This window comes from Saccharothrix coeruleofusca (assembly GCF_014648515.1).
Classification (GTDB): Bacteria; Actinomycetota; Actinomycetes; order Mycobacteriales; family Pseudonocardiaceae; genus Actinosynnema; species Actinosynnema coeruleofuscum.
Window position 1 is genome coordinate 33,057 of record NZ_BMRG01000025.1, and the last position, 3,272, is coordinate 36,328.

The window sequence follows — 3,272 nt, forward strand, 5'->3', positions numbered from 1 at the left end:
GCGACACCTCGACCCCCGCCAGCGCCGCGCTGGCGGCCAGGTCCGGCAGATCCGCCAGCCCCGGCAGGGGCGCCAGCTCGGCCTCGCCGCCCTCGTCCCGCAGCACCCCCAGCAGCCTGCGCATCTCCACGAGCGTGCCGCGGCTGGTCCGCTCGATCACCCCCAGCGCCTCGCGGGCGACCGCGGCGTCCTCGACGTGGTTGGCCACGCCCGCCTTGACCGCGATCACGCTGAGGCTGTGCGCCACCACGTCGTGCAGCTCGCGGGCGATGCGCAGCCGCTCCCGCGCGACGGCCCGCGACGCCTCCTCGACGGCGGTCCGCGCGTCGTAGGCGCGGCGCAGGCGCACAGTGCGGCCCAGCATCCACGACGAGGCCAGCACCAGCGCGACGGCCAGGGCGAGGCCGATGTCGTCGGGCCACGGCTGGCCGATGAACAGCGCCACCGCGGCCGTCGCCAGGCTGACCGCCAGCGCGGCCACCGAGCGCCTCCGGGGCACCTCCACCCCGACCATGTAGAGGGCGAACGCCGAAGGCGTGTACATCTCCAGGGTGATGTCCGCGACGGTGCCCGCGTTCTGCGCGGTCAGCACCACGGCCAGCACCGGTAGCGGCCACTTGCGGCGCACCGCCAGCGGCGCCCCGACCAGGAACGCCAGCGGGTAGCCCAGCCACAGCGGCGCGGTGCTCACCTGGGCGAAGTGCAGGTACAGCATCGTCACCACCGCGGCGGCCGCCACGTCCAGCGCGACGAGGTACGCGGTGGGCAGCAGGCGGATCACGCGGGAGGTCACCGGCCGACCGTAGCCGGCCGCGCGCCCCGGTGGATCGGACCACGGTCCGATGTCCGTCGTGGACCGCCGTCCGATCCGCCCGGCGCGTCGACCCGCGACGCTGGGCCGCGTGATCGAAGTGCGTGAGCTGACCAAGCGCTACGGCGCCACGAAGGCCGTGGATGGCCTGTCCTTCGCCGTCGGGCCCGGCTGCGTGACCGGGTTCCTCGGGCCCAACGGCGCGGGCAAGTCGACCACCATGCGAGCGGTTCTCGGCCTCGACCGACCCACCAGCGGCGAAGCGCTGGTGGGCGGGCGACGCTACGCCGAGATCCCGCGACCGATGCACCACGTCGGCGCGCTGCTGGACGCGAGTGCCGCGCACGGCGGTCGGACCGCCTACGACCACCTGCGAGTGCTGGCCCGCAGCAACGGCATCGGCGACAAGCGGGTCGTCGCGGTGCTGGAGGAGGTGGGCCTGGCCGGGGTGGCGCGCAGGCGGGTCGGCGCGCTGTCGCTGGGCATGAGGCAGCGGCTGGGCGTGGCCGCGGCGCTGCTGGGCGATCCGGGCGTGCTGCTGTTCGACGAGCCGGTCAACGGGCTGGACCCGGAGGGCATCCGGTGGATCAGGCGGCTGATGCGGTCGCTGGCCGCCGAGGGCCGCACGGTGCTGGTGTCCAGCCACCTGATGGGCGAGATGGCGCTGACCGCCGACCGGGTGGTCGTCGTCGGGCGGGGCAAGCTGATCCTCGAAGCGTCCGTGCGGGAGCTCAGCGACCGCTTCCGGCGCGACGTGCTGGTGCGCACGCCCCGTCCCGCCGAGCTGACCGCCGCGCTGCGGGCCGCTGGGGCCACCGTGCGCGAGGAGGCGGGGGCGCTGCTCGTGCGCGACCTGGACGCGCCGGGCATCGCGGACCTGGCCGCGGCGGCGCGGCTGCCGGTGCACGAGCTGACGCCGCGCGGAGCGTCGCTGGAGGAGGCCTACCTCGAACTGACCGACGACAGCGTGGATCACCGCGCCGGGGGGACCGACCGATGACCGACGTGATCGCCTCGGAGTGGCTCAAGCTCCGCTCGGTGCGCTCCACCGGCTACCTGCTGCTGGCGCTGCTGCTGACGCTGCTGGCCGGGAGCGCGGTGGCGTACCTGATGACCGCCGACTGGGACACCTCGCCGCCGCAGCAGCGGGCCCGGTTCGGCAGCGCCGACCCCAGCGTCATGGTGGTGCCCTTCGGCCAGTTCCTGTTCGGCGTGCTGGGCGCGCTGGCGGTCACCTCCGAATACGGCAGCGGCATGATCCGAACGGCGCTGGTGTCGGTGCCCCGCCGCCGGACGCTGCTGCTGGCCAAGACCGCCGTGGTGGGCGGTGGCGCGGTCGTGCTGGGCCTGGTGGTGGCCAGCGCGGCGGCCCTGTCCGGTGAGCTGATCACCGGTGACCGGCCCGCGCCGATCGCGGCGTTCGACTCCTCCGCCGCCCTCTGGTCCGCCGTGCTGGCCAACGCCGCGGCGCTGGCGCTGCTGGCGCTGCTCGGCCTGGGCCTCGGCTTCGTCCTGCGCTCCACGGCGGGCACGCTGGTGGCGCTGTGCGGGTTGCTGTTCGTCCTCCCGGTGCTGGTGCTGATGCTGCCGCAGCCGTGGGACGAGCGGCTCTACGCGCTGACTCCGGGGGTGCTGGCGCCGCAGCTGACGGGGGCCATGGCGGACCCGTCGCTGACGCCGTGGGGCGCGGGGCTGGTGATGGTGGCCTACGCCGCGGTGTCGCTGGGCGCGGGCGCGGCGGTGCTGCTGCGCCGGGACGCCTGAGCGCCGGTTACCGTGATCGCCGTGCCCGACTTCGCCCTCGGCCTGGCCGCCCTCGGCAGGCCCGCCTACATCAACCTCGGTCGCGAGCGGGCGCTGCCCGAACACCGCGACGTCGACGCCATGCGGCGCGCCTGCCACGCCGTGCTGGACGCGGCGTACGCGGCGGGCGTGCGCCGGGTGGACGCGGCCCGCTCCTACGGGCGCGCCGAGGAGTTCCTGGCCGAGTGGTTGGCCGACCGGGGGCACCGCGACGTGCGGGTGTCCAGCAAGTGGGGCTACGCCTACGTGGCCGACTGGCGGCGCGACGCGGACACCCACGAGGTCAAGGAGCACTCGCTGGACCGCTTCACCCGGCAGTGGCGGGAGACCGAGTCGCTGCTGGGGGCCGGTGTCGAGCTGTACCAGGTGCACTCGCTGACCGACGACAGCCCGCTGTTCGGCGATTCCGAGCTGCTCGCCGCACTGGGGGCGCTGCGCGACTCCGGGGTGCGGCTGGGCTTGTCCACCTCCGGACCGCGCCAGGGCGAGGCGGTGCGCCGGGGGCTGGAGGTGGAGGTGGCCGGGCGGCGGCTGTTCGACGCGGTGCAGTCCACCTGGAACGTGCTTGAGCCCTCGGTGGGGCCCGCGCTGGCGCTCGCGCACGAGGCGGGGGCCGAGGTGCTGGTCAAGGAGGGGCTGGCCAACGGCAGGCTCGCGG

General features: G+C 75.3%; 4 protein-coding genes. 3 read left to right on the plus strand and 1 reads right to left on the minus strand.

Annotated features, from left to right (window positions below; translation table 11 throughout):
* Positions 1-793, minus strand: a 793-nt coding sequence (locus tag IEZ00_RS33470) for a sensor histidine kinase (RefSeq protein ID WP_229796355.1), incomplete at its 3' end; no start/stop codon positions are given.
* Between the two features lie 109 nt (positions 794-902).
* Between IEZ00_RS33470 and IEZ00_RS33475 the strand changes: the two genes are divergently transcribed.
* From IEZ00_RS33475 to IEZ00_RS33485, 3 genes are all read left to right on the plus strand, one after another.
* On the plus strand, positions 903-1,811 hold the full coding sequence (locus IEZ00_RS33475; protein WP_229796356.1) for an ABC transporter ATP-binding protein: 909 nt from the start codon (positions 903-905) through the stop codon (positions 1,809-1,811).
* On the plus strand, positions 1,808-2,575 hold the full coding sequence (locus IEZ00_RS33480) for an ABC transporter permease (protein WP_189227394.1): 768 nt from the start codon (positions 1,808-1,810) through the stop codon (positions 2,573-2,575). The genes IEZ00_RS33475 and IEZ00_RS33480 overlap by 4 nt, the downstream gene beginning before the upstream one ends.
* A 21-nt stretch (positions 2,576-2,596) precedes the next feature.
* On the plus strand, positions 2,597-3,272 hold a 676-nt coding region (locus tag IEZ00_RS33485), incomplete at its 3' end, for an aldo/keto reductase (RefSeq protein ID WP_229796357.1).

Bases quoted from the DNA above. Each gene is read 5' to 3' on its own strand.
- IEZ00_RS33480 (WP_189227394.1), top strand. From the start codon at position 1,808: ATGACCGACGTGATCGCCTCGGAGTGGCTCAAGCTCCGCTCGGTGCGC.